23 protein-coding genes are annotated in these 23,757 nt (G+C 68.2%); 9 read left to right on the top strand and 14 right to left on the bottom strand.

Annotated elements, in window-relative coordinates:
- Positions 1-21 precede the first annotated feature (21 nt).
- On the bottom strand, positions 22-483 hold the full coding sequence (locus tag DFR69_RS30535) for a MaoC family dehydratase (protein WP_110041146.1): 462 nt from the start codon (positions 481-483) through the stop codon (positions 22-24).
- Positions 484-613: 130 nt separating this feature from the next.
- Between DFR69_RS30535 and DFR69_RS30530 the strand changes: the two genes are divergently transcribed.
- The 5 genes from DFR69_RS30530 to DFR69_RS30510 are packed head-to-tail and all read left to right on the top strand — an operon-like array spanning position 614 to position 4,741.
- Positions 614-1,777, top strand: coding sequence for an acyl-CoA dehydrogenase family protein (locus tag DFR69_RS30530; protein WP_373866993.1), 1,164 nt, complete (start codon positions 614-616; stop codon positions 1,775-1,777).
- The gene (locus tag DFR69_RS30525; RefSeq protein WP_110041144.1) at positions 1,774-2,673 is read left to right on the top strand and encodes an HpcH/HpaI aldolase/citrate lyase family protein; all 900 of its coding nucleotides are present in this window, start codon (positions 1,774-1,776) and stop codon (positions 2,671-2,673) included. The genes DFR69_RS30530 and DFR69_RS30525 overlap by 4 nt, the downstream gene beginning before the upstream one ends.
- Complete coding sequence (gene fabG / locus DFR69_RS30520; RefSeq protein ID WP_110041143.1) at positions 2,670-3,416, top strand: 3-oxoacyl-ACP reductase FabG; 747 nt, start codon at positions 2,670-2,672, stop codon at positions 3,414-3,416. The genes DFR69_RS30525 and fabG overlap by 4 nt, the downstream gene beginning before the upstream one ends.
- Positions 3,413-4,276: an HTD2 family dehydratase gene (locus DFR69_RS30515; RefSeq protein ID WP_110041142.1), complete on the top strand. Its 864-nt coding sequence runs from the start codon at positions 3,413-3,415 to the stop codon at positions 4,274-4,276. The genes fabG and DFR69_RS30515 overlap by 4 nt, the downstream gene beginning before the upstream one ends.
- Before the next feature lie 12 nt (positions 4,277-4,288).
- Positions 4,289-4,741 carry a MaoC family dehydratase gene (locus DFR69_RS30510; RefSeq protein WP_110041141.1) on the top strand — a complete coding sequence of 151 codons (453 nt, stop codon included), beginning with the start codon at positions 4,289-4,291 and terminating at the stop codon, positions 4,739-4,741.
- Positions 4,742-4,798: 57 nt separating this feature from the next.
- Here the strand turns inward: DFR69_RS30510 and DFR69_RS30505 are convergent, their stop codons facing one another.
- The 4 genes from DFR69_RS30505 to DFR69_RS30490 all read right to left on the bottom strand — a co-directional run bounded on the left by DFR69_RS30505 (position 4,799) and on the right by DFR69_RS30490 (position 9,520).
- Complete coding sequence (locus DFR69_RS30505; protein ID WP_110041140.1) at positions 4,799-5,692, bottom strand: HpcH/HpaI aldolase/citrate lyase family protein; 894 nt, start codon at positions 5,690-5,692, stop codon at positions 4,799-4,801.
- Positions 5,693-5,750: 58 nt separating this feature from the next.
- Positions 5,751-6,884 (bottom strand): lactonase family protein, encoded by a 1,134-nt coding sequence (locus DFR69_RS30500; protein ID WP_167456467.1) that lies wholly within the window; start codon positions 6,882-6,884, stop codon positions 5,751-5,753.
- A gap of 294 nt (positions 6,885-7,178) precedes the next feature.
- Positions 7,179-8,678, bottom strand: coding sequence for an aldehyde dehydrogenase (locus tag DFR69_RS30495; RefSeq protein WP_110041138.1), 1,500 nt, complete (start codon positions 8,676-8,678; stop codon positions 7,179-7,181).
- A 128-nt stretch (positions 8,679-8,806) separates the two neighbouring features.
- A complete protein-coding gene (locus DFR69_RS30490; RefSeq protein ID WP_110041137.1) occupies positions 8,807-9,520 on the bottom strand; it encodes a GntR family transcriptional regulator in 714 nt (237 codons plus the stop codon).
- A 210-nt stretch (positions 9,521-9,730) separates the two neighbouring features.
- On the opposite strand from DFR69_RS30490, the gene DFR69_RS30485 reads away from it, so the two are divergent.
- Positions 9,731-10,864: a PucR family transcriptional regulator gene (locus DFR69_RS30485; RefSeq protein WP_110041136.1), complete on the top strand. Its 1,134-nt coding sequence runs from the start codon at positions 9,731-9,733 to the stop codon at positions 10,862-10,864.
- Between the two features lie 40 nt (positions 10,865-10,904).
- Here the strand turns inward: DFR69_RS30485 and DFR69_RS30480 are convergent, their stop codons facing one another.
- The 6 genes from DFR69_RS30480 to DFR69_RS30455 all read right to left on the bottom strand — a co-directional run bounded on the left by DFR69_RS30480 (position 10,905) and on the right by DFR69_RS30455 (position 16,667).
- A complete protein-coding gene (locus DFR69_RS30480; RefSeq protein WP_167456466.1) occupies positions 10,905-11,228 on the bottom strand; it encodes a nuclear transport factor 2 family protein in 324 nt (107 codons plus the stop codon).
- 240 nt (positions 11,229-11,468) lie between these two features.
- The gene (locus DFR69_RS30475) at positions 11,469-11,909 is read right to left on the bottom strand and encodes a nuclear transport factor 2 family protein (protein WP_110041134.1); all 441 of its coding nucleotides are present in this window, start codon (positions 11,907-11,909) and stop codon (positions 11,469-11,471) included.
- Positions 11,910-11,957: 48 nt separating this feature from the next.
- Positions 11,958-13,454, bottom strand: coding sequence for an aldehyde dehydrogenase family protein (locus DFR69_RS30470; protein ID WP_110041133.1), 1,497 nt, complete (start codon positions 13,452-13,454; stop codon positions 11,958-11,960).
- Positions 13,451-13,900, bottom strand: a complete 450-nt coding sequence (locus tag DFR69_RS30465) for a VOC family protein (protein WP_110041132.1) — start codon at positions 13,898-13,900, stop codon at positions 13,451-13,453. The genes DFR69_RS30470 and DFR69_RS30465 overlap by 4 nt, the downstream gene beginning before the upstream one ends.
- A 69-nt stretch (positions 13,901-13,969) precedes the next feature.
- Complete coding sequence (locus DFR69_RS30460) at positions 13,970-15,523, bottom strand: aldehyde dehydrogenase family protein (protein WP_110041131.1); 1,554 nt, start codon at positions 15,521-15,523, stop codon at positions 13,970-13,972.
- Positions 15,524-15,692: 169 nt separating this feature from the next.
- Positions 15,693-16,667: a lactonase family protein gene (locus DFR69_RS30455; RefSeq protein ID WP_167456465.1), complete on the bottom strand. Its 975-nt coding sequence runs from the start codon at positions 16,665-16,667 to the stop codon at positions 15,693-15,695.
- Positions 16,668-17,010: 343 nt separating this feature from the next.
- On the opposite strand from DFR69_RS30455, the gene DFR69_RS30450 reads away from it, so the two are divergent.
- Together DFR69_RS30450 and DFR69_RS30445 are read left to right on the top strand one after the other, a co-directional pair.
- A complete protein-coding gene (locus DFR69_RS30450; RefSeq protein ID WP_167456464.1) occupies positions 17,011-17,304 on the top strand; it encodes a putative quinol monooxygenase in 294 nt (97 codons plus the stop codon).
- Positions 17,305-17,312: 8 nt separating this feature from the next.
- Complete coding sequence (locus tag DFR69_RS30445) at positions 17,313-18,461, top strand: lactonase family protein (RefSeq protein WP_110041128.1); 1,149 nt, start codon at positions 17,313-17,315, stop codon at positions 18,459-18,461.
- A 70-nt stretch (positions 18,462-18,531) separates the two neighbouring features.
- Here the strand turns inward: DFR69_RS30445 and DFR69_RS30440 are convergent, their stop codons facing one another.
- Entirely contained in the window at positions 18,532-19,446 is a 915-nt protein-coding gene (locus DFR69_RS30440) for an alpha/beta hydrolase (RefSeq protein WP_110041127.1), read from the bottom strand.
- 314 nt (positions 19,447-19,760) lie between these two features.
- Here DFR69_RS30440 and DFR69_RS30435 point away from each other — a divergent pair, with 314 nt between their 5' ends.
- Positions 19,761-20,990, top strand: coding sequence for a CaiB/BaiF CoA transferase family protein (locus tag DFR69_RS30435; RefSeq protein ID WP_110041126.1), 1,230 nt, complete (start codon positions 19,761-19,763; stop codon positions 20,988-20,990).
- Positions 20,991-21,238: 248 nt separating this feature from the next.
- Here DFR69_RS30435 and DFR69_RS30430 read toward each other — a convergent pair whose 3' ends face one another.
- Positions 21,239-22,390 carry a CaiB/BaiF CoA transferase family protein gene (locus tag DFR69_RS30430; protein WP_110041125.1) on the bottom strand — a complete coding sequence of 384 codons (1,152 nt, stop codon included), beginning with the start codon at positions 22,388-22,390 and terminating at the stop codon, positions 21,239-21,241.
- Positions 22,383-23,717 (bottom strand): CaiB/BaiF CoA transferase family protein, encoded by a 1,335-nt coding sequence (locus tag DFR69_RS30425; RefSeq protein WP_244198537.1) that lies wholly within the window; start codon positions 23,715-23,717, stop codon positions 22,383-22,385. The genes DFR69_RS30430 and DFR69_RS30425 overlap by 8 nt, the downstream gene beginning before the upstream one ends.
- Between the last annotated feature and the right edge of the window lie 40 nt (positions 23,718-23,757).

The following is a 23,757-nucleotide window of genomic DNA, read 5'->3' as shown; positions in this document are numbered from 1 at the left end:
TTGCTGTTCGTGGTGGCCGGATCAGGCCTGCTCGACCGGACGCTTCATCATCAGGCCGACGCGCACGGCGTCACAGACCACCTCGTCGCGCTGGTTGATGCCGAGGTGGCGGAAGGTCACGATGCCGGAATCGGTGCGGCTCTTGGATTCCCGCTTGCTCTCGATCTTGGTCTGCACGTGGATGGTGTCGCCGTGGAACACCGGCTTGGGGAACTTGATCTGCTCGAAACCGAGGTTGCCCAGCGTGGTGCCCTGGGTGGTCTCCGGCACGGTGATACCCGAGACGAGGCCGAGGATGAACAGGCTGTTCACCAGGCGCTGGCCGTAGATGGAGTCCTTGCTGTACTCGGCGTCCAGGTGCAGCGGCGCCAGGTTCAGCGTCATCACGCTGAACAGCGTGTTGTCGGCTTCGGTGACGGTGCGGCGGTTCACGTGGTCGATGACCATCCCCGGCTCGAACTCCTCGAAATACAGGCCAGCCATGTCGCATCCTCTCGGAATATATTATGTACTAGACAGTGTCGAACGGATGCTACCGCACCCTCTCGCTCATCATATATTATATCATTGTATATTATATCTAGTATCAGCCTCAAACACAGAGGAGCCGAGAGTGTCCGAACTCAGTGCCGAGGACTTCGAGCCGATCCTGGCGCACGTCCGTACGTTCATCCGTACCAAGGTGGTCCCGCGCGAGCAGGAGATCCTCGAGACCAACGCGATTCCTGACGACATCCGTCACGCAGCCGCGGAGATGGGCCTGTTCGGTTACGCCATCCCCCAGCAGTGGGGTGGTCTCGGCGTCGACCTCACCCAGGATGTCGAGCTGGCCATGGAGTTCGGCTACACCTCACTGTCGCTGCGCTCGCTGTTCGGCACCAACAACGGCATCGCGGGACAGGTGCTGGTGAACTACGGCACCGACGCGCAGAAGAAGCAGTGGCTCGAGCGCATCGCCGCGGGTGAGGTGCTGGCGTCCTTCGCGCTCACCGAGCCCGGCGCGGGCTCCAACCCGGCGGGGCTGCGCACCCGCGCCCGCCGCGACGGCGACGACTGGGTGATCGACGGCCAGAAACGGTTCATCACCAACGCCCCGCTCGCCGACCTGTTCGTCACCTTCGCCCGCACCGCCGAACCCGGGCCCGACGGTCCCGGCATCGCGGTGTTCCTGGTGCCCGCCGACACACCGGGTGTCATCGTCGGGCCCAAGGACGCGAAGATGGGCCAGGAAGGCGCCTGGACCGCCGACGTCACCTTCACCGATGTCCGCGTCCCCGCCGACGCGCTGGTCGGCGGCGCCGAGGACGTGGGCTACAAGGCCGCGATGGCGTCGCTCTCGCGGGGCCGCGTGCACATCGCCGCGCTCGCCGTCGGTACCGCCCAGCGCGCGCTCGACGAGTCGGTGGCCTATGCCGCCACCGTCACCCAGGGCGGCACCCCGATCGGCGACTTCCAGCTGGTCCAAGCGATGATCGCCGACATGCAGACCGGCGTGATGGCGGGCCGCGCGCTCGTGCGCGACGCCGCCGCCAAGTACGTCTCGGGCGAGGACCGCCGCATCTCCCCCTCGGTGGCCAAACTGTTCTGCACCGAGATGGTCGGGCGCGTCGCCGACAACGCGGTGCAGATCCACGGTGGCAGCGGGTACATGCGGGAAGTGACCGTCGAGCACATCTACCGCGATGTCCGGCTGCTGCGCCTGTACGAGGGCACCAGCGAGATCCAGCGCCTGATCATCGGCGGCGGGCTCGTGCGCGAAGCGAAGAAGCACGCGTGAGCACGCGTACCGCGACCGATCTCGCCACCCGCGTCCGCGTCGCGTCGACGCTGCTGTTCGTCCCGGCGGACCGTCCCGAACGGTTCGCCAAGGCCGCCGCGGCGAATCCCGGCCTGGTCGTGCTCGATCTCGAGGACGCGGTCGCCCCCGACGCCAAGCCTGCCGCCCGTGCGCACGCCGTCGCCTGGATCGAGGCGGGCAACGACTGCGCCGTGCGCGTCAACGCCGTCGGAACGGCCTGGCACGAGGACGATCTCGCGGCGCTGGCACCGCTGCGCTGCGCGATCGTGCTGCCGAAGGCCGAGATCGGCGTGCTCGATCGCATCGTCGATGCGGTCACCGAGGCCAGGGCGAGCAGTCCGTATCGCCCGAAGGCAGGCGGCAGCGGGCCGCTGCTCGTCGCGCTGATCGAAACCGCCGCGGGCGTCCTGCATTCCGCCGCCATCGCGGCCAGGGCGGGCGTGGACCGGCTCGCGATCGGCACCTTCGACCTGGCCGCCGAACTGGGTGTCGACCCCACCGACCGCGAAGCACTCGCCGGCGCCAGGCACGCGCTGGTCCTCGCCTCCGCCGCCGCGGGCCTGCCCGGCCCGGTCGACGGTGTCACCGGCGTCGTCGACGACGCGGACCTGGTCGCCGACGACGCCCGCTACGGCCGACGCCTCGGCTTCACCGGAAAACTCTGCATCCACCCGCGCCAGCTCGACCCCGTGGCCACCGCGCTCCGGCCGACTGCGGCCGAACAGGCCTGGGCGCGAAAGATCTTCGCCGCCATCACCGACGACTCGGGCGTCGCCGTCGTCGACGGCGCCATGGTCGACAAGCCCGTGCTCGATCGCGCCCGCCGCATCCTGGCGCAGCTCGACACCACCACCGACAGTGAGGAACTGCCATGACCGGACCACTTCTGGCCGACAAGACCGCCGTGATCACCGGCGCCGCCCAGGGCATCGGCTATGCCATCGCCGAACGATTCGTCGCCGAGGGCGCGCGCGTTGTCGTCGGTGACATCGACGGCGCCGCCGCCGAGGCGGCCGCCGACAAGCTGGGCGGCGCGCAGGTGGCCCGGGGGGTGCGGTGCGACGTCACCGTCGCCGACGACGTACAGGCTCTGATCGACGCCGCCGCCGCATCCTTCTCCCCCGTCGACGTGATGGTCAACAACGCGGGCATCACCCGCGACGCGACCATGCGCAAGATGACCGAGGACCAGTTCGACCAGGTCATCGCCGTCCATCTCAAGGGCACCTGGAACGGCACCCGGCTGGCCGGTGCGGTGATGCGGGAACGCGGCAGCGGCGCCATCGTCAACATGTCCTCGCTCTCGGGCAAGATCGGCCTGCCCGGTCAGACCAACTATTCCGCGGCCAAGGCGGGCATCGTCGGTCTGTCCAAGGCCGCGGCGAAGGAGCTCGCGCATCTGGGCGTGCGCGTCAACGCCATCCAGCCCGGCCTGATCCGGACCGCCATGACCGAGGCCATGCCGCAGAAGGTGTGGGACCAGAAGATGGCCGAGATCCCGCTGGGCAGGGCCGGAGAGATCGACGAGATCGCCACGGTGGCACTGTTTCTCGCCTCCGACATGTCCTCGTACATGACCGGCACCGTGCTCGAGGTGACCGGCGGGCGGTTCATGTGACCGACTGGCGACCGCACCTCGAGACCAGCTCCGAACTCCTCGACCCCGCTCCCGTCGCCGCACTGGCCGCCCTGCTCGACGACGGCCTGCCCACCCCCGGCCCCGGTGACCCGCTCCCGCCGCTGTGGCACTGGGTCGCGCTGCCCCGCTGGGCCGCCTCCGGCGTGCTCGGGGCCGACGGACACCCGCGCCGCGGCTCGTTCCTGCCGCCGGTCGAGCTGCCGCGCCGCATGTTCGCCGGCGGTGAGATCCGTTTCCACACACCGCTTCTCGTCGGTTCGACCGTGCGGCGCGAGGCCGAGGTGGTCTCGGTGACCGAGAAGAACGGGCGATCGGGCGCGCTGGTCGTCGTCGACGTGCGGATCCGGCTGTTCACCGACACCGACCAGCTCGCCGTCGAGGAGACACAGAATCTGATCTACCGGGAGGCCGCGCCCGCACCGGACCGGTCGGCACAGCTTCCCGCCGCCGAGGGCACCGTGCCACGCGCTCCCCTGCACCGCGCGGCGGACAACGCCTGGGAGCTGCGGACCGATCCGTCCCTGCTCGCGCGGTTCTCCGCGGCCACCGCCAACGCGCACCGCATCCATTACGACTGGCCCTACGCCACCGGCGTGGAAGGCTATCCGGGGCTGGTCGTACACGGCCCGCTGCAGGCGATCGCGCTGGCGGAGGTCCACCGGTTGATGGGCGGGGCACCGATTCGCGAACTGCGTCACCGCGGCCGGGCACCGCTGTTCTGTGGACAGCCCGCACGCTTGCTCGCCACCGCGGTGCCCGACGGGGTGGCACTCGAATTGTTCGGTCCCGGTGGCGAATCCGCCGGGCCCAACGCCACCGTCGACGTCACCACCGACTGATCAGGAGACACCGTGCCCCGCGTATTCACCACCCTCGACGAGGTCCGCGCCGCCGTGGGTGAGCCTATCGGCCCGAGCGAGCCGTTTCTCGTCGATCAGGCGCGGATCTCCGCGTTCGCCGAGGTCACCGACGACGAGCAGTGGATACACGTCGACCCCGAACGGGCCGCCGCCGGGCCGTACGGCACCACCATCGCCCACGGCTATCTCACGCTGTCGCTGATCTCGCACTTCCGGCCGGAGCTGCTCGACTTCACCTTCGGCTCCGCCCGGGTGAACTACGGCGTCAACAAGGTCCGGTTCCCGGCACCCCTGCCCGCCGGGTCGCGGCTGCGGGCGACCGTGACGATCACGGAGGTCACCGAAACTCCCGCCGGAGCTTCGGTGACCGCGAAGTACGTGCTCGACGGCGGCGCCGCCAAGCCCGCCTGCGTCGCCGAGACGGTGCTGCTGATCGTCGATTGAGCACCTGGTGACACGAAGAAGGGGGTGGCCGCGGCCACCCCCTTCTCGTTGTCCCGGTTACGCGTTGGCCGACACCGCCTCGGCCAGTGCGATCACGCCCTCCGCCGTCTTCACGTGCGCGAGATCGATGTGCTGGCCCTCGAAGTCGACCGCGGCGCTCCCGGCGGCCTCCGCCTCCTGGAACGCCGCGATCATGCGCCGGCAGTAGTCGACGGTCTCCGGCGACGGCGAGAACACCTCGTTGGCGATGGCCACGTGCGACGGGTGGATGGCGACCAGCCCGCGATAACCCAGCTGCCGGTTGTCGAGGCAGAAGCGCCGCGCGCCGTCGAGATCCTTGATGTCCTGCCACACGCCGGTCACCGGATGGTGCAGGCCGTTCGCCTTGGCCGCCAGGATGATCCGGCTGCGCAGGTACAGCGTCTCGAGGCCGCCCGGGGTGAATTCGAAGCCGAGCTCACGCCCCACGTCGGCGTTCGGGCCCGTGGCGCCGAGCAGCGACGCCACCCGGGAGCTCGCGCCCGCGATCTCCTCGCAGTGGGCCATCGAGACCGCCGTCTCGAAGGACACGATCAGCTGAACGGTGCCCACCTCGATGCCCTCACGCTGCTCGATGTGGCTCAGTACCGCGTCCAGGCGCACGATCTCGTCGGCGGTGAACACCTTCGCCAGGAACAGCCCGGCCAAGCCCGGCCGCACGACGGCTTCCAGGTCGCCGCCGAGCAACCCGCTGACCTCCGGGTTGGCGCGCACCCACAGGTCGGGACGCACGCCGTCGGCGGTGAGCCGGTCGATGGTCGCGGCGACCGTGCCGCGCGCCTCCACCTTGTCCGCGGCGGGCACCGAGTCCTCGAGGTCGAGGATCAGCGCGTCGGCGCCGGAGGCGACGCCCTTGTCGGCCCAGGAACCCTTGTGACCGGGGACGAAGAGCATCGAGCGGTACGGTTTCATCGTGTGCCTCCTTGGCAACTGCTGTGCGGATCTCCTCAATATAATATATGTAATATCATCACTGCTCTGCCAGTGCCGCGTTCGCGCCGTCGGCGAAGATCAGCCCCGTGTCGACGGCCGGCTCCCCGGTCGGCGTCAGGCGACCGTCCGGCGCCATCGCGTACGTGTGCACCCGCGACGTGATGCCGACGGTGAGCGTGTCGATGAGGAACACCCGTTGCGTCCGCGAGTCGACGACCACGCGCCCCGGCAGCGTGCCCGCGGGCGCCGGGTAGGGCGATCCGGGCAGCGGGCTCAACGACCCGTCCTCCGCGATCCGGAACCCACCGATCCGCCCCGCCATCGCCTCGGCCATGTACATCCGGCGACTGTCGGCGGTGAAGATCGCACCGTGCGGCAGCGGCATCAGCCCGGTACGGAACGGCGACCCCGGCACGGGATTCAGTGACCCGTCGGCGCCGATCGCGTATCCCGAGATGTCGCCGCCCGCTTCGTTGCTGACATAGAGGAAACGACCGTCGGGCGTCACTCCGGGAAGAGTCGACATCAGACCCGCCCCGACGGAATCGACCAGAGTCAGCCCACCGTCGGGGCCGACAGCGAAGCTGAACGCCGTCGCCTCCAACCAGCCCACGGCGAACACGAAGCGACCGTCCGGCGAGATCGCGAGCTGGCTGAGGCCGCTCACCCCGGGCACCTGGACCGAGCTGGTGAGCACCAGTCCCCCGGAGGCGGTGATCGAGTAGGTGCGCAGATCGTTGGTCACCGACCCGCTCGTCACGAACAGCCGTGTCCCGTCGGGCGAGGCCACGGCTCCGACGCCGGGCCCGCCCAGCTCGATCGCCGCCTCGGGGATCGGGGTCAGCACACCGTCACCGCCGAGGTGGAAACCGTTCACCGTGCCCGACACCGTGTTGACCGAGTACACCGTGCGCCCGTCCGGGGTGACCGTCACCGCCAGCGAGCCGGTCCCGGACGCGAACGGTGAGCCGGGCACAGTCGACAGGCGGCCCGCGTCGTCGAGACCGAGCACGCTGATGTTCGATGACGCGGCGCCACCGATCACGACGAAACGTGCGCCCGATTCGGCCGATGCGGTCGCCGAATGCAGCAGACTCCCCGCGGCGAGCACCAAGGCCATCGTGAAGCCCGCGGTCGCCTGCCGCGCGTGATCACGCCTGGTTCGGAACATCTGAGATACCTCCCACGGCCGGACGAGCACCACTGCTCCCCAACCACCTAAGAATCGCGCGAATTGCGCTGTGACAGAATTTCCGGCTCTTGCCCGCCGTCTGTTCCGCTCCGACGATAGGCACGGTTCCGACCGCCGGGTGTCCAAGAAAATGGACATCGAAAATATTGCGGCCGCACTCGCCCGAAAAGGCGAAAGGCTCCACACATCGAATGTGTGGAGCCCTTTTTCGCGATCGGTCAGGACGGCGCTCGGCCAACGACCGGTGCGATCACGTCGGCATCGATACCGGAATCAGTTACCCAGGCCGGGGATATCGGCCGGCTCGTTCTCGAGCACGAGTGTCTTGGTTTCCAGGAACGGCAGCAGCCCTTCCGAGCCGCCTTCGCGACCGATGCCCGACAGCTTGAAACCACCGAAAGCGATCGAGAAGTCGGTGCGCGGCCCGTTCTGCCCGACCGTGCCGGTCCGCAGCTTGCGCGCCACCCGGTAGGCCCGGTCGGCATCGTTGGTGAACACGGAGGCGTTGAGACCGTACGGATTGTCGTTGGCCAGCGCGACGGCATCGTCCTCGTCCTTCGCCGCGATCACGGCGAGGACCGGGCCGAAGATCTCCTCGGTCGCGATCACCGATCCGTTGTCGACGCCGGCGAACACCGTGGGCTCCACGAAGAAGCCACGCTCGAGCCCGCTCGGCCTACCACCACCGGTCACCAGGCGCGCACCGCCGGATTTCCCCGCGGCGATGTAGCTTTCGACGCGTTCGCGCTGGCGCGCGGAGGCGAGCGGACCCATGGTGACGGCGTCGTCGAACGGGTCGCCGACCCGGACCGCGCTCATCGCCGCGCCGAGTGCGTCGGCCAGTTCGTCGTGGCGTTTCTCGGACACGATGACGCGGGTCAGGCTGTGGCACACCTGACCGGCCAGGTAGCTGATGCCCCCGGTGAGCACCTTCGCCGCCGTCTCGATGTCGTAGTCGTCGAGCACGAGCGCGGGCGACTTGCCACCGAGTTCGAGGGTGCAGCGCGCCATCCGATCGGCGCAGATCGCGCCGATCGTCCGGCCGGCCACGGTGGATCCGGTGAAGGTCACCTTGTCCACACCGGGGTGGCGGACCAACGTTTCCGACACCTGCCGGTCGGCGGTCACGACATTGAGCACCCCCGGCGGCAGCCCCACCTTGTCGCAGATCTCGGCGAAGAGGTACGCCGAAGTCGGCGCCTCCTGCGGCGGCTTCAACACGATCGTGCACCCGGCGAGCAACGCGGGCGCGCATTTGTAGGCCATCAGGCCCGCGGGCCCGTTCCACGGGACGATCGCGGCGACGACGCCCACCGGTTCGCGCACGAGCAACCCGGCACCCCCCGCCGCGGGCGTGTGCTGCTCCCGGAACGGGAACGACTCCGCCAGATCGGCATAGGCGTTGAACGCGCCCGACAGGAACAGCGGCAGCCGGGTCTGCGCCAGGGAGTACACGATGCCGGACTCGATCGACCACAACCGCGCGAAATCGTCACCCCGTCTGGTCAGTTCGGCGGCGATCGCCCGCAGGTACCCGGCCCGCTCGGCCGGCGACAGCAGCGGCCACGGGCCGGTGTCGAAGGCCCGGCGCGCGGCCGTGACGGCGGCGTCCACGTCGTCGGCGCTCGCCGCGCCGACAGAGGTCACGACCTCCTCGGTGCTGCAATTGACGACCTCGAAGGTCTCCGAGGACGACACCGGAACCCAGGTGCCATCGATATAGGACGCCTCGGGGTGCGCGGGCAGCACGCCCGCCGCAACCGACTTCGTCATGGAATGTCCTCTCACCACTGTGACGCAAGTAACTGAACGTAATATATACTATATTTTACGTCGTGACGACAGGCCCTCGAGCAGGCACGCGGCAGCGGAAGACGGCGCCACGCTCCCGCCGCGAGCGATCAGGCGGTGGACTTGCGGGCCTGCTCGGCCCACAGACCCTGCTTCTCCAACATGGCGATCAGCTCGTCGGCGCCGGACATGATGTGCTCACGCATGAGGCTGTTGGCAGCCTTGGCCCGGCGCTTCTGCAGCGCGTCGAGGATCGCGGGGTGATCGCGCAGGGTGTCCTCGCCGTGGCCCTCGATGTTGATGTAGAACCGATTCGGCAACTGCTTGACGACGGTACCGAGCAGCATGGCCAGGCGGCGCGAATCGGCGGCCAGGTTGATCGTGCGGTGGAATTCGTGGCCGTAGACGACCAGCGCCTCGTCGGCATCGTCCTCGGCCGCGCGGGCGTGCGCGGCGACCACCTCGGCCAGATGATCGAGTTCGCGGGTGGAGATCGACTTGGCGGCCCGGCTCGCCAGCTCGCCGGCCATCGCCGCCTGCGCCCAGAACAGATCGTGTACGTCCTGCTTGCTGAACTCCGACACCACGAACCCGCGCCGGGGAACCAACTCGACGAAACCCTCCCCGCTGAGCAGCAGCAAACCCTCGCGCACCGGGGTGTTGCTCACACCGACGGCTTCGGCGATCGGTTCGATCCGCAGGAACTCCCCCGGACGGACGCGGCCGGAGATGATCAGTTCGCGGACATAGGTCGCGACATCCTCCGACAGCTGATGACGCTGCTTGTTCGCACTGCGCGGCAAACGCTGCAGGGTGGTGTCCATCGCGAGGATCCTTTCGGTCGCCTTTCATGCATTATGCCTCATACGTGACATCCACCCCACCTGTGACACCCACTTGCTGAGCAATCGACCATTTCGGGGTGTCCAAATTGCTGGACACCGCGTCGTGAACACCCGGCTTAGGCTCGCCCAACGCCGCTCCGCACGGGTGGCACCCGGCACGCTCCAGCGAGCTGGGTCGAGGAACGCAGGATGGGAGTTCACGAGGTGAACCAGACGATCACCCGGATGGTCGACTCCACCATGTCCACCGACAGCGCCTCCGGCGAGGTACGGGAGCTACTGCTCACCCTGGCCTCCCGAGCCTTCGCCGCCGCAGGCAGGCTCGACGACGACGCGGAGGCGGTGGCCGGTCTCGAACAGGCCGTGGCCGCGTGTGCCCGGCTCGGCGTCGACCTGCACACCACGCTGTCGCTCGTCATCGGCGCCATCGAGCTGGTCGTCGACGTCGCACCCGCGACCTCCCCGTTCGCCACCGACTCCGGGCAGGTGCTGCGCGCGGTGCGGACCGCGACAGGCATCGTCGCGCGTGTGCACGGCCGAGCGGGCCGGCAGACGCAGCAGAGCATCGAGGCCGGGCAGGAGGTCGCGGCGGCACTGCTGCGCGGTGATGCCTCGAAGGTGCTCGGGCAGTGCAACCAGATCGGTGTCGCCGACGCGTACGCGATTGTGGCCCTCTACTTTCCGGGGCGCCGCGGTCGGCAGCCGGGCGCTCCCCGCAGCATCGCCGAACCCACTGTCGCACGGTTGTATTCGGAACTGGGACGACGTTTCGGCCCGAGTGCGCTGGCCTTGCTCGGCGAAACCGGCACCACGATCCTCATCCCCGACACGGCGTTCGCGGAGTTCACCGCGATCGCCGCGTTCGTCGAGACACTCCGCATCGCGGACGGCAACATCCCGACCGGGGTGGCGATGCGCGCGCCGACCAGCGAGTTGCCGCTGGTGGCCGAACAGGTTCACGCCGCGCTGGACGTGGTCGTCCGGCTCGGCATGACCGGGCGCCTGCATCGCTTCAGCGACATCGCGGTCGAATACCAGCTCACCCGTCCCGGCCCCGGCCGCGATGCCCTCGCCACGCTGCTCGACCCGCTCGAGGACCACCCCGATCTGCTCGAGACGCTGCGGACCTACGTCGAGTGCGGCCTCGATCGCCGGCGCACCGCCCGTAGGCTGCACCTGCACCCCAACAGCGTCGACTATCGGCTCAAGCGGATCTTCCGGCTCACCGGCTTCGACATCGCCGACCCCACCGGTTTGTGGAACCTGCGCTCGGCCTTGGTCATTCGCGATCATCACACCGAATTCGCCGCTGTACGAGCGTGATCGGGCATCGGCGCGCGGGAAGGCACCAATGCCCGAGTGCTCAGAACGTCGCTGTCTCGAACACGACCAGGTCGTTGCGCACGTGGTAGGTCTCGGTCGCAGTCCTGCCGTTGCCCAGGTCGAAGGCGAGGTAGACGTACTCGCCGACCGCCTCCTTGCGGATGAACGTGGGAGACGCCGCCGCGTCGACTTCCGCGGCGCCGGCGGCCAGCAATGTCGCCAGAAAGGCTTTCATCGCCGCCTTGCCGATCAGCGGCTCCGGTGCCAGCGTGGTGATGATGACGGTGTCCTCGGAATAGTCCGCGGCGATCGTCTCGACGTCGCGTGTGCTCATCGCGGCGATGTGCCGGTCGACGACCGCCATCGACGCTTCCGCGATCTTGTCTGCTTCGGAAATACTGCTCATGTGCGATAACCCAACTCTCAGCGGCTGAACGGGATCGTCTTCTTGCCGATGCCAGGAGATTACGGACGCACGGCGCCTGCACCTGTCCAGAAATCTGGACACTTCGACTGTGCCGCAACGACTTCCTGGCTCAGCCCACACCACAAGCAGGCCCCGCGACAACCGTCGCGGGGCCTGCTCGGAATTCTGCTGTCGGCGCTACCCGAAAACCGGGCTGTCGGCGACGAAGCTCGCGAAGGCCAGACTCCGGGTCAGCCACTGCCCGTCGCGCTTGACGAATTCGAAGGCGTAGGTGCCCGAGAGCAAGACCTTCGTGCCGTCGGCGGTGAGCCGGAAGTAGAAGACGTCGGTGGCCGCTGTCGCGATGTCGCCCTGGATGTCGATCACCGGATTGGTGATGTGGTGATGGCACTGGGGAACTTCGCGCCACACCTTCTGCACCAGTGCCCGAATTCCCTCGGTGCCGTGTCCTTCACCGCGCGGCAGCAGATAGTCGGCGTCGTCGGACCAGATGCTCATGAAGGTCTGCTCGTCCTTCTGATCGATGCCGTGGCAGTACTTCGCCATCAGAATCTTGATCTGCTCGAGGTCGACGACCCACTGGATCTTCTGCTCCAGACCGTCAGGGAGAGGTGTCATGGTGTGCTCGAACTTTCAGGAGTAGGGATCGAAGGTGCTCGGTGGAGATCAGCGGTCGAGCAAGGTGACGACCGATTTCGTCTCGAGGTAGCCCTCGAGCGCGTCGGGACCGTTCTCCCGGCCCCACCCGGACTGCTTGAATCCGCCCACGGGCATCTGCACTCCGCCCGCCCGATGGATGTTCACGCCGATCCGGCCGCCACGCAGCCGGCGCGCGATTCGGTGCGCCAGCGCGACATCGCGCGTCCACACACTGCCCGCCAGACCGTATTCGGTGTCGTTGGCCGAGGCGATCGCCGCGTCGAGATCGGTGAACGACAGCGCGGCGAGGACCGGACCGAAGATCTCCTCACGGACGATCGCCATCTCGGGCCGCGCGTCGGCGAGGACAGTCGGCTCGTAATAGAACCCCTTCTCCCCCACTCTCTTTCCGCCGCAGACCACGCGGGCGCCCGCGGCGACGCCGCCGTCGACGTACCCGGCCACCCGGTCGAGTTGGCGTCGCGAAACCAGCGGTCCCAGCACGACATCCGGGTCCGCGCCGTAGCCCATCGCCATCGCGCGACCCTGTTCGGCGATGCCGTCCACGAGTTCGTCGTAGATGTCGGCGTGCGCGAACAGCCGGGTGCCCGAGGTACAGATCTGGCCCGAGTTCCAGAACACGCCGAGCGCGATACCCGCCGCCGCGGCCGCCAGATCGGCATCGGGCAGCACGATCACCGGCGACTTGCCGCCCAGTTCCAGCGACACCTTCTTCAGGTTGCCGGTGGCCGCCGCGACGATCTTGCGCCCCACCTCGGTGGAGCCGGTGAAGCTGATCTTGTCGACACCCGGGTGTTCGGCCATCGCCGCACCCGTCTCCCCGAAACCGGTGACGATGTTGATGACACCGGCCGGCACGCCAGCCTCGAGCAGGATCCGGCCCAGAGCCAGCGCGGACAGCGGCGCTTCCTCCGACGGCTTGAGCACACAGGTACACCCAGCCGCCAGCGCGGGCGCCAGCTTCATCGACATGGCGATGAGCGGGGCGTTCCACGGCACGATCATCGCCACCACACCGACCGGTTCGCGGTAGGTGGCGCCCTGCAGCCGCCGCTCGGCGGTGCCGAGGTCGACGGTGGTGCCCTGGATCTTGTCGGCCCAGCCCGCGAAATAGCGGAACTGGTTGACCGCCTCCGCGACCATCGGTTTCGCCTGTGAGACAGGCACACCGACGTCGAGACTCTCCAGTCGCGCCAGTTCCTCGGACCTCGCCTCGATCAGTTCGGCCACCCGCCACAGCACCACGCCGCGCTGCGTCGAGGACAACCGCAGCCACCGTTCTTCGTCGAAGGCGCGCCGGGCCGCGGCGACGGCGGCATCGACATCGGCGGCCGACGCCTCGGCGACCCGGCCGACCACCTCCTCGGTGCCCGGATCGACCACCTCGAACGTCGAACCCGCCGCGGCGGGCACCCACGCACCGTCGATGAGCAGGTGCCCGACGCCGCCGTCGGTGCCGAACGCCGACCGCAGCACCGCTTCCGTGGTCACGACCCCGTTCATGCGTGATCGTGGATGTAGGGCACCGGGTGCGGGATCTTGGTGCCCGGCGGCGGGCTCTGCACCGCGTTCGGGTCACCCGAGACCAGCTCGACCAGATAGCCGTCCGGGTCGGCCACCATGGCCAGGCTGACCGGGCCGAAATCGGTCGGCTCGACGCGCATCTCGTACCCGGCCGCCTTGATCTCGGCGGCCGCCGCGGCGACATCGTCGACGACCAGCACCAGCGGCGCGTATCCGGGGACCGGGGCCGGCGCGGGCAGCAGGTCACCGTTGAGCAGAACCAGCGTGCGCACGCCCTCGGAGTTCTCCAACATCACCTCGGTGACTTCGGGATCGACGAATTCGAGTAGCGCGCCGACCTTCTGATCGAACAGTTTGTAGAACGCCAGCGAGCGGTCGAGATCGCGAACGATCAGTTTGAAGTTGGTGAACTGACCTTTGATCATGAATTCTCCATTGAATCTTCTTCGACGACGAGCCCGGTCCTCGGGCGCGCGGGTGCTGCGGAAAACGTGCTACTCGGCCGAGGGCGGGGTGCCGAGCACCAGGCCGTAGGCGCGCCGGCTGACATCACCGGACAGGTCGATGGTGATGCCCTTGTCCTGGGTGAATTCGTTCAGCGCGTCGGGGCCGAGTTCACGGCCGGTGCCCGACTGCTTGAATCCGCCGAAGGGCAGGTACTGGGAGATGTTGTGGTAGTCGTTGATCCACACCGAACCGGCCTCGATCTGGCGGGCCACGGCCAGCGCGCGCTGGTTGTCGCGGCTCCACACGGCGGCGGCCAGACCGTACTCGGTGTCATTGGCGATCTCGAGCGCCTCGTCCTCGGACTCATACTTCAGCACCGACAGCACCGGGCCGAAGATCTCCTCGCGGGCGATGGTCATGTCGTTGGTGACCCCGGTGAACACCGTCGGTTCCACCCAGTAGCCCTTCTCGAAACCCGGACCGGTCGGCACGCCGCCACCGGCGACGACGGTCGCGCCCTCGGCCTTGCCCTTCTCGATGTAGCCGAGGATCCGCTCGTGCTGGGTCTTGTTCATCACCGCGCCGATATCGGTGGCCGGGTCGAGCGGGCTGCCGATCTTCAGGGTCTTCAGCCGTTCGACCAGGCGCGCGACGAACTCGTCGTGGATCGAGGCGGGCAGCAACAGCCGGGTGCCGGACTCACACGCCTGACCGGCGTGCAGCAGGAAGGCGTAGATCGAACCATCTACTGCCGCAGTGAGATCGGCGTCGTCGAGCACGATGTTCGGGCCCTTGCCTCCGAGTTCGAGCAGCACGCGCTTGACGGTGCCCGAGGCGTCCGCCATCACCTGACGGCCGGTGGCGGTGGAGCCGGTGAACGACACCAGCCGCACATCGGGGTGCTTCACCAGGTGGGCACCGACGGTCGGGCCGTCGCCGACCACGATGTTGAGCGCACCGTCGGGCAGGCCGGCCTCCTTCAGCAGCTGGGCCAGCTCGAGAGCGAAGATCGGGGTCTTCTCGTCGGTCTTGAGGACCACGGTGTTGCCCGCCGCCAGCGCCGGAATGGACTTCCACACGGCGATGACCGCCGGGAAATTCCACGGGACGATGCCCGCGCACACACCGACCGGCTCCTTACGGATGAAGCTCGCCGAAAGAACTTGGCCGGCAACGGGTCCCGAACGCTCCCACTCGTAGGTGCGGGTGAGCTCCGCGTAGTGGCCGAGGTGCATCAGCGGGAAGCCGACGCCGATGGCACCCGCCAGCCGCACCGGCATGCCGGTCTCCTTGGCACTCAGGACGGCCAGTTCGTCCATCTTGGTGCTGAGCGCGGCGATCACCCGCTCGATCACGGCGGCCCGCTCGGCGGGCGGGGTGTTACGCCAGACACCGGACTCGTAGGTCCGCTTGGCGGCGGCCACCGCCGCGTCGACGTGGCTGGTGTCGGCCTGCGCGACGGTGACCACGACCTCTTCGGTGGCCGGATCGATCACCGGAATGGCGGTATCGGTATCGACCCACGCGCCATCGATGAAAAGCCGGTAATGCGGCACACCGTCACGGTCGACAGCGGCGGTTTCGGGAAGGGTGGCAGTCATTTCTCACCTTTGTTTCGAGTTGCCGGTGATTCCGGCAGGGCGGGAATGTGCGAATGGGCGGTGGTCCGCCGTGCAGAAATTGCCGATGCGTAGCGGCCCGATTCGAGAATAGGGAAATACAGATCACACGAGTGTCCAGATTCTTGGACACTCGTTTCGGCCCACATGGTCATCGCCCGGCCACGAGCATCGATGCGGCGGAGAACAGCAGGCCGGTACCGACGGCCGGAGCGGGGTCCGGGGTCAGGGTGCCGTCCGGGGCGATGCGGTAACTGCGCAGCGCGGCGGCGGGCGCGGGCGAGGTCCCCGCCAGATCCACGGCGTAGAGCCGCTGACCGTCGGAGGACACGAAGACTTGCCCCGGCAACGTGCCGACGGGCCCGCCGGGGAACGGCGAGCCGGGCAGTGGTCGCAACGCGCCGTCGGGTTCGACCGCGAAGCCGCTGATGTCGTTCGTGAGCGCGTTCGGGGTGTAGAGGAACCGGCCGTCGGGGCTGAGACCGATGCCGTGAGGTGTGAGTCCGGTGGCCGGGAACGGTGATCCCGCGACCTCGACCAGCGCGCCCGTGCTCGGCTGCTGCCGGAAGACCGAAACACTCGAGGTGTGCTCGTTGGCGGTGTACAGGTACTGCCCGTCCGGGGAGAAACTGGGGCTGACCGGGCCGCCGCCGGTGCGCATCGTTTCCCGCGCGGGTGAGACCGTGCTGTCGGCGCGCAGTTCGAACCTCGTGACCGAACCCGCTGCGTAGTTGCTCACGTACACGTTCAGGCTGTCCGGCGAGACCACCGGCATCGGCACGGGCCCACCCGCCGGCGAGCCGACGGGGCCGATGGCCACCGCCGCTCCCCGCCGGGTCGGGGCGATGGTCAGCACGTAGAGGAACCGATGATCCGCCGACTCCTTCACCGACAGGTTGCCGAAGCCGGTCGCCACATCGGCCACCAGACGAGGTAGTGCCTCGGGTCCGACCCGGTACCCGAGCAAGCGATCGGACGCCGAACCTGCGACATAGAGGTAGTCGGCCCCTGGCGCACCGTGTGCCGGGCTCGCCGGTGCGGCCATCAGTAGCGCGGCGGTGACCGCCAGGACCCCGAGCGACGCCCGGCGCGCACGTCTGCCGACGTGGTGTTCTCGTATTCTCACGCTTGATCTTCCCTGTGAAGTCGGCGGCCCATCGTGGGCGATACAGCCGAAATGCGCCGCACTACCGATTCGACAGTCACCGAGACGCTGCGAACAATGTGGCGGGAGACGAATTCTCCGATGCGTGATTTCGATCATAGGGACGCTCGTCACCGGAGCAATTGACTTTTCCCGAAGCATCGCTTCACCCGCACCGAACTCCACGCACCGGCACACTTCATCTCTGCCGAATTGCTGATTTCCGAAACGTCAATTGGAAGTCGTTGTGATGGGCGTTACAGTCGTTGCGTTCGCTGCCGGAATTCCGCCGAACATTTCCCATTCCGCGACAGGAGTCTGCTTCATGGCTATTCAGGTGACAATCGACATGGCGGCAAAAGAAGGCCGATTCGACGACCTGCGGGAATGGTTCGTCAAGAACCTGCCGGGCACGCGCAGCTTCGCGGGCAACATCAGCGTCGAGGTCGCCCGCAACCAGGACGAGCCCGCGCGCATCCTGTTCGTCGAGAAGTGGGACAGCCGCGCGGATTTCGAGGCCTACCTCGCCTGGCGTGACGAGTCCGGCGTGATCGCCGAACTCCTCGAGATGCTCGACGGCGAGATCACCTTCCGCTACCACGACTTCCTGGGCGTCTGACCGCGATCATGACGATATTCGCAAGGCAGCGGGCGCACCGTCGCGCCGGGCTGTTCCGAAAACCGGCCGCCACGCTCGCGGCGGTTCTCCTCGGCGCCGGGTGGGCGGTGGGCACCACGAGCGCGGCGCCCGCGCAGAACTCGGAGTTCCTGCTGATGGGTGGCACCGCGACGGGGAACGTGGCGGTCATGCGCATCGCTGACGACGGCGGACTCACCGCCGTCGCAGGTTCACCGTTCGGCGCGGGGCCGGGGGTCTTGTCGGTAGCCGCGGCACCGGACAGCCGCAATGTTTATGTCACTCAGGTGGGTGCCCAACGAGTCACCGGCTACCACCTCGACGACAACGGCACCGCGCATCCGATCCCGGGTGGCGAGGTCGCCTTCAGCGGTGGGCCGGTGGTGACCTCGATACTCACGCCGGACGGACGATTCCTGTTCATCGGCGCGGGAGGGGTCCCCGGACGGCTCAGTACGTACGCGGTCTCCCCCACCGGCGCACTGACTTTCCTGCGCGAGACCACCGTCGAGGGATTCGCCGTCTTTCCCATGGTCACCGTCGACCCGAACGGCCGGTATCTGCGGTTCACGAGCGCGGCGGACGCGCTGATCCACAGCTACGCCATCGGTCCCGACGGCGAACTGACCTCACTCGGTGCTCCGGTACCCGGCGGACGTCTCCCGGTGAATCCTGGCTACACCCCCGACGGACGCTTCGTCTACGTGAGCAACGAGCAGGGCAGCAATGTCTCCGGTTTCGCCATCGGTGACGACGGCCGCCTGACGCCGACCCCGGGTTCGCCCTATCCCACCGGCGGGATGCCGCACGCGGCCGAGGTGACCTCCGACGGGCGCTTCGTCTACATCCCGGAGGTCGCGGGCGGCGCGGTCGCGGGCTTCTCGATCGGTTCCGACGGTGCCCTGACTGCCCTGCCGGGCTCACCGTTCAAGCCGCCCGCGGGTTCCTTCCCCGGGCTGGTGAAGCTCAGCGACGACGAGCGCCACCTCTATGTCGCCGACTGCCTGCCCGCCACGGTGACGACGAAGATCCACATCTTCGACGTCGGTGACGACGGCACGCTGACCCGGTCCGCCCTGCCGTCGGTCGATACCGGAACGATCTTCGGTGACGGACCGATCCTGGTGAAGACTCCCTGACCGACACACGAAAATGTCTGCCCCGCACGAGGATCACCCGTGCGGGGCAGACGTCTGTGTGCGGCCGGGATCAGCCGGCCAGGCCCTTACCGAAGAACTCGTCGAGCTTGTCCACGGCCGGGGTGACGTACTGGTCCACGTCGTAGAGGTCGATGTGGCTGGCGCCGTCGACGACGAACAGCTCCTTCGGCTCGGCGGCCTTGGCGATGGCCTCCTCGCTGAAGTAGGCGGTATCGGCCTTGGAACCGACGATCATCAGCAGCGGACGCGGGGAGATCATCGCGATCTTGGCGTACGCGTCGAACTGCGCGATGCGGTCGATGCTCTGCAGCGGCCACTTGTTCTCCGAGCGCGGGTGCTGCGCGCGCGGGGTGCGGTAGTAGTCGTGAGCCTCGCGGTACAGCTCGGGCGCGCCGTCGAGCCCCTCAGCGCTCGGCGGCGCCCAGATCTGGTAGTTGGGCTCGCCGCCCTGCGCCTCGGCGGTGCGCAGCGCACCGGCGGCGTCGAGCATCTCCTGCAGCACCGACGGGTCCTGGGTGCGGCCGAGGCCGTTGCTCAGGTAGTCGCCGATGTCGAGGCCGCTGACGGTGGCCACGGCCTTGATGCGGTGGTCGGTCTGCGCGGCGAAGGGCACGTAACCGCCGGAGGCGCAGATGCCGAGGGCGCCGATGCGGGCGGGGTCGATGTCGTCACGGGTGGTCAGGAAGGTGACGGCGGACTTGACGTCCTCACTGCGCTGGAAGGGGTCCTCCAGGAAGCGCGGTTCGCCTTCGCTCTCGCCCTGGTAGGCGGCATCGAACACGAGGGCGGCATACCCCTTGTCGGCCAGGCGCTGGGCGTAGATGCTGGCGGTCTGCTCCTTGACACCACCGCCTGGGTGCGACACCACCACGGCGGGCAGGCGCTCGCCGCCACGGTTGTCGGGGGTGAACAGGATGCCCGCCAGGCGCAGGCCGTTGCTCGGGAAGGTGACGCTTGTGCGCATCAGGCACGATCCTTTCGATGAGATCTGTTCCGGCTCGAAGCCGATGCGACAACCTTCTCTCCGACAGAAGCAGCCGACAATGGGAAAGATTCTTCCCATGAACAGTCGATCCCAGTAAGAACTACAGTCGCTATGGACGCTGGCGATTCGACCATCGTGAACTCGCGCTTCGGAACATGTCACTGGGTTCGAGCAGCTCAGCGGCTTACCATGAGCTCAGCCGGTGACCGGGCCTCGGGTTCTCCCGGCACGATTCACGACCGCTGCCGGTGAGTTGTCCCGGCCGTGTCCCCGCATCACGAAAAGAGACGAACATGACCGGACCGCTCGACGGCGTGCGCATCCTCGACCTGACCTCGAACTTCATGGGCCCGTTCGCGACCCTGCTGCTGGCCGATATGGGCGCCGATGTGGTGAAGATCGAGTCGACGGCCGGGGATACCACCCGCGGTGTCGGTCCACGCCGCAACCCGGGCATGGGGGCGATCTTCCTGCACCTCAACCGCAACAAGCGCAGTGTGGTGCTCGATCTGAAGTCCGCCGACGGCAACGCCGCGCTCCAGCGCATGCTGGCCTCGGCGGATGTGCTGCTCTACAGCCTGCGCCCGAAATCGATGGCCCGCCTCGGCCTGGCCTACGAACAGGTCCGCGAACGCAATCCCCGCCTGATCTACTGCGGCGCTTTCGGATTCGGACAGAACGGCCCTTACGCCGACCGACCCGCCTATGACGACCTGATCCAGGCCGCCGTCGGTATGCCGGTCCTGCAGAGCCGCAAGACCGGCGAACCCACCTACATCGCCACCGCGATCGCCGACCGCGTCGTCGGCATGGCGGCGGCCAACGCCATCACCACCGCTCTCTACCGACGGGAACGCTCCGGCCACGGCCAGGAGGTGCAGGTCCCGATGTTCGAGACGTTCGCCCAGTTCGCGCTGGGCGACCATCTCTATGGCCACACCTTCATCCCCTCGATCGGCACCTCCGGCTACGCGCGCATGATGAATTCCGACCGCCGCCCCTACCGCACCCGTGACGGCTACCTCGGCGTGAACGTCTACAACGACAAACACTGGCACCGCTTCTTCGCCTTGGCCGGCAAGCCGGAGATGGCGCAGGACCCGCGCTTCGCCGATATCGGCGGCCGCACCGAGAACATCGGTTTGCTGTACGCATTCCTCGCCGAGGTGCTCGAAACCAGGACGACCGCGGAATGGGTGCAGATCCTGGCCGAGGCCGACATCCCCGCCATCGAGATGAACACCCCCGAAACCCTTCTCGACGATCCGCACATGAAGGACGTGGGATTCTTCATCGAGCAGGAACACCCCACCGAAGGGTTGCTGCGATCGCTCGGCATCCCCCAGCAGTGGAGCGAAGACGCACCCGAATTGCGTTATCCCGCGCCACGACTCGGTGAGAACTCGGTACAGGTCCTGAGCGAGTACGGTTTCGGCGCGGCCGAGATCGAGCATCTGGTGTCGACGGGCGCGGCCCACACACCGCAGACCCTGCGGACCCGATCCGGATCCGCAACCGGATAACGACATCCATCCGGCGGCCCTCCGGCGGCCGGGGTTGTGGTCAGCAGACGAAACTTCCGCACGCACGGCGGTGCCCGACCGGCTCATCCGGCCGAGCACCGCCGTCGTCGTTCCCGCCGTTCAGCGTCCGGAGCGAGCCGCCACGCGCCGCGACATGTGCTCGGAAAGATGCGTAGAAATGGGGTTCTTCATTCACTCGGCACGCGGCCACGTCCCCACTCCGCCGTACGGGCGATGGCGAATGGAGGTCAGCTGAAGGCGCCCCGCTCGCGCAGTGCCGCCACCTCGGCCGGGGTGAACCCCCAGTCGCTCAGCACCTCGTCGGTGTGCTCGCCGGGTTCGGCGGGGGGTCGCTGGATGGCACCGGGTGTCCGGCTGAAACGCGGTGCGGGCCCGGGCTGGACCACGCCGTCGACCTCGAGGAAAGTGCCGCGGGCCCGCAGGTGCGCGTCGCGGGGTGCCTCGGTGAGCGAGAGCACCGGAGTCAGGCACGCGTCCTGCCCGGCCGCCAGGGCACACCATTCGTCGCGGGTCCTGGTGCGGAACACCGCGGCGAACCGCTCCCGCATCGCCGGCCACTGCGCCTTGTCGTGCTGATCGGGCATCTGCGTTTCGTCGATGCCGGTGATCCGCAACAGGTTGCGCCAGAAGCGGGATTCGTTGGCGCCCACGCTGATCCAGCCGCCGTCGGCGGTTTCGTAGACGTTGTACCAGGGCGCGCCCGAATCGAGCCGGTTCACGCCGCGCTCGTCGCTCCAATAGCCCGCGGCGAACAGGCCGTAGAACAGCGTCATCAGCGAGGCCGAGCCGTCGACCATCGCCGCGTCGACCACCTGGCCGCGGCCGGAGGTGCGGCTCTCCAGCAGCGCCGAGACCACGCCGAGGGCGAGATACAGTGCGCCGCCGCCGAAGTCGCCCGCGAGGTTGAGCGGGACGGCGGGTGGTTCGCCGGCGCGACCCACCGCGTGCAGGACGCCGGTGAGTGCTATGTAGTTGATGTCGTGGCCGGGGTCGGGCGCCAATGGACCAGCTTGGCCCCAGCCGGTCATCCGGCCGTACACCAGTGCCGGATTCGCGGCCAGGCACTGTTCCGGGCCGAGGCCCAGTTTCTCCGCGACACCCGGGCGGAATCCCTCGAGCACGATGTCGGCCGTGCCTGCCATTCTCAGCACGGCCTCGACCGCCGCGGGATTCTTCAGATCCGCGACGGCGCTGCGCCTGCCCCGGTTGAGCAGATCGAATCGCGCCTCGATCGGCGCGCCGCCGTCGTAGCCGGGCGGGCGATCGAGCCGGATGATGTCGGCGCCGAGATCCGACAGCAGCATGGCGCAGAACGGTGTGGGTCCGACCCCGCCGAGTTCGACCACCCGCACCCCCGCGAGAGGACCGCCCTTACTCATCGCCGACCCCGCTCCCGCGCTGATCGATGTCGTCCGAGGTCTCATTGGTGTCCCGCTGCCCGACGCCACCAGCCGTGGGCCGACCGGCAGCCGGGCGCTCATCGTCACCGCCGGCCGGCCCACCCGCACCGCGGCGCTCAGGCGCGACGTCCGACAGCCCGTCCGCGCCGGGATGCCCGCCGCCGCGCTGACCGAGACCGGCCCGGAGGTCGGCGTCGGCGGCACCGATGTCCGGTGCCGCGGGTAGCGGAGGTGGGCGACGGCCGTCGAACGACAACGGCAACCCGACCACACCGATCTCGTCCTCGGACGGTGCGCCGATGATGCCGAGCGCCTTGGTCTGCTCGTGCGCGACCATCTCCGCGGTGGTCTGCACCGGCGCGACGGGAACACCGAAGTCCTGCAAGTGTTTTCGCCAGTACTCCCGAGGCTGTTCGGCCAGCCGTTCGCCGATCAGCCGGTCGATTTCCGCGCGGTTGGCCAGCCGGCCCGCGTTCGTGGCGAACCGCTCGTCGTCCGCCCATTCCGGCCGATCCAGTGCCTCGCTCAGCCGGGCGAACAGTCCGTCGTTTCCGCAGCTGACGATCAGATCGCCGTCGGCCGCCGAATACGCGCGATGCGGGACGATGAAGGCGACGCCCGAGCCGTGCCGTTCGCCGGGGGTGCCGTCGGCGTTGTACCCGGCGACACCGATCGACATCCACGCGATGGCTGTTTCCAGCAGCGACGCGTTCACCGCGGCACCGTCGAGCTTGGAGGTGCGGCGGTGCAGCGCGGCGAGGATGCCGATCGCGGCCCACATGCCGGTGCCGAAGTCGACGATCGATACGCCGGCGCGGACTGGTGGTCCGTCGTGCTCACCGGTGATGCTCATGATTCCCGAAAAGGCCTGCATCAGCGGGTCGTAACCCGGCAGGGTGTTCATCGGCCCGGTGTGCCCGAACGCGCCGACCTCGCAGTGCACGAGCTCGGGTTTGGTGACCCGCAGGCTTTCGGCGTCCAGACCGTACTTCGCGGCGGAGCCCGGTCGCAGATTGTGCAGGAACACATCGGCCCGTTCGGCGATCAATTGGTGCAGCAGCGCCAACTGCTCGCGATCCTTGATGTCGATGCTGATGGTCCGTTTGCCGCGGTTGAGCGCGTGGAACGCCGCCCCGCTGCCTTTCCACATGCTCGGTCCCCAGCCACGCGACGAATCCCCGCTGGGTCGTTCGACTTTCCAGACCTCGGCGCCGAGTTCGGCGAGGATCTTGCCGGTGAACGGCGCCGAGGCGCTGTCGCCGAGTTCGACCACGACGATTCCGGACAGTGGAAGTTCGTGCTGCATCGGCTGCTCCTGCCCTGGTCCGGGTCGATGGTGTGCTGTC

Source organism: Nocardia neocaledoniensis (genome assembly GCF_003182135.1).
GTDB classification, from domain to species: Bacteria; Actinomycetota; Actinomycetes; order Mycobacteriales; family Mycobacteriaceae; genus Nocardia; species Nocardia neocaledoniensis.
This window is presented reverse-complemented; position numbering and strand designations above follow the sequence as displayed.

Bases quoted from the DNA above. Each gene is read 5' to 3' on its own strand.
- DFR69_RS30535 (WP_110041146.1), bottom strand. From the start codon at position 483: ATGGCTGGCCTGTATTTCGAGGAGTTCGAGCCGGGGATGGTCATCGAC.
- fabG (WP_110041143.1), top strand. From the start codon at position 2,670: ATGACCGGACCACTTCTGGCCGACAAGACCGCCGTGATCACCGGCGCC.
- DFR69_RS30505 (WP_110041140.1), bottom strand. From the start codon at position 5,692: ATGAAACCGTACCGCTCGATGCTCTTCGTCCCCGGTCACAAGGGTTCC.
- DFR69_RS30500 (WP_167456467.1), bottom strand. From the start codon at position 6,884: ATGTTCCGAACCAGGCGTGATCACGCGCGGCAGGCGACCGCGGGCTTC.
- DFR69_RS30495 (WP_110041138.1), bottom strand. From the start codon at position 8,678: ATGACGAAGTCGGTTGCGGCGGGCGTGCTGCCCGCGCACCCCGAGGCG.
- DFR69_RS30490 (WP_110041137.1), bottom strand. From the start codon at position 9,520: ATGGACACCACCCTGCAGCGTTTGCCGCGCAGTGCGAACAAGCAGCGT.
- DFR69_RS30485 (WP_110041136.1), top strand. From the start codon at position 9,731: ATGGGAGTTCACGAGGTGAACCAGACGATCACCCGGATGGTCGACTCC.
- DFR69_RS30480 (WP_167456466.1), bottom strand. From the start codon at position 11,228: ATGGCGGTCGTCGACCGGCACATCGCCGCGATGAGCACACGCGACGTC.
- DFR69_RS30475 (WP_110041134.1), bottom strand. From the start codon at position 11,909: ATGACACCTCTCCCTGACGGTCTGGAGCAGAAGATCCAGTGGGTCGTC.
- DFR69_RS30470 (WP_110041133.1), bottom strand. From the start codon at position 13,454: ATGAACGGGGTCGTGACCACGGAAGCGGTGCTGCGGTCGGCGTTCGGC.
- DFR69_RS30465 (WP_110041132.1), bottom strand. From the start codon at position 13,900: ATGATCAAAGGTCAGTTCACCAACTTCAAACTGATCGTTCGCGATCTC.
- DFR69_RS30460 (WP_110041131.1), bottom strand. From the start codon at position 15,523: ATGACTGCCACCCTTCCCGAAACCGCCGCTGTCGACCGTGACGGTGTG.
- DFR69_RS30450 (WP_167456464.1), top strand. From the start codon at position 17,011: ATGGCTATTCAGGTGACAATCGACATGGCGGCAAAAGAAGGCCGATTC.
- DFR69_RS30445 (WP_110041128.1), top strand. From the start codon at position 17,313: ATGACGATATTCGCAAGGCAGCGGGCGCACCGTCGCGCCGGGCTGTTC.
- DFR69_RS30440 (WP_110041127.1), bottom strand. From the start codon at position 19,446: ATGCGCACAAGCGTCACCTTCCCGAGCAACGGCCTGCGCCTGGCGGGC.
- DFR69_RS30435 (WP_110041126.1), top strand. From the start codon at position 19,761: ATGACCGGACCGCTCGACGGCGTGCGCATCCTCGACCTGACCTCGAAC.
- DFR69_RS30430 (WP_110041125.1), bottom strand. From the start codon at position 22,390: ATGAGTAAGGGCGGTCCTCTCGCGGGGGTGCGGGTGGTCGAACTCGGC.
- DFR69_RS30425 (WP_244198537.1), bottom strand. From the start codon at position 23,717: ATGCAGCACGAACTTCCACTGTCCGGAATCGTCGTGGTCGAACTCGGC.